The 616-nt window shown below is 36.0% G+C and carries 1 pseudogene; it reads left to right on the forward strand.

Features of this window, described 5'->3' with window-relative positions:
- Nucleotides 1-497: 497 nt before the first annotated feature.
- A pseudogene (locus MOY_RS17630) lies at nucleotides 498-616 on the forward strand (DapH/DapD/GlmU-related protein); the annotation flags it as partial.

A 616-nucleotide genomic window follows, 5' to 3' on the forward strand; every position in this document is an offset into this window, starting at 1 on the left:
GATGCATCTAGGGCTTTTGGGATAGATTTTTGTTATCTAAGTGCTTGGAGCGAATGGAGTGTTCCTGAAAAGGAATATTCTAAGTTTAAATTTTGCTACGACTCGTTAAGTAACTTCTTAGTTTAGCCTTGAGGTTTTCTATGTCAGTAAATTACAATAATGTATACGATTACTGTTTTTCTAAAGCAATAATTGCGAAAGAGAAAAAAGTTGTTATTGAGTTTCCTGCCCGTATTTTAGGCACTAAGATAGCTACTAATATTCATATAGGCGCATACACCTATATTCGAGGCGGAGAGGTTAGGTCGTTAAAGAAAATAGGCAGGTTTTGTTCTATTGCTCCTAACCTTAGAGTTGGAGATGGTTTGCATCCGACTTCATACCTGTCCTCACATCCATTTCAATATAATGGTAATGATTTTTCTTTTGCTTCTGAGTATAAAGAATATATAGAGTTGTCCGAGAGTTTTAATCCTCCTTTGCAAAAAAGAGCTGGAACAATTGGTAATGATGTTTGGATAGGTAGTAATGTAACAATTATGAGAGGTGTTAATGTTGGTCATGGCGCTGTAATTGGTGCTGGTGCTTTAGTGACTAAGGATGTAAAGCCATATGA

Source organism: Halomonas sp. GFAJ-1 (genome assembly GCF_000236625.2).
GTDB lineage: Bacteria > Pseudomonadota > Gammaproteobacteria > Pseudomonadales > Halomonadaceae > Vreelandella.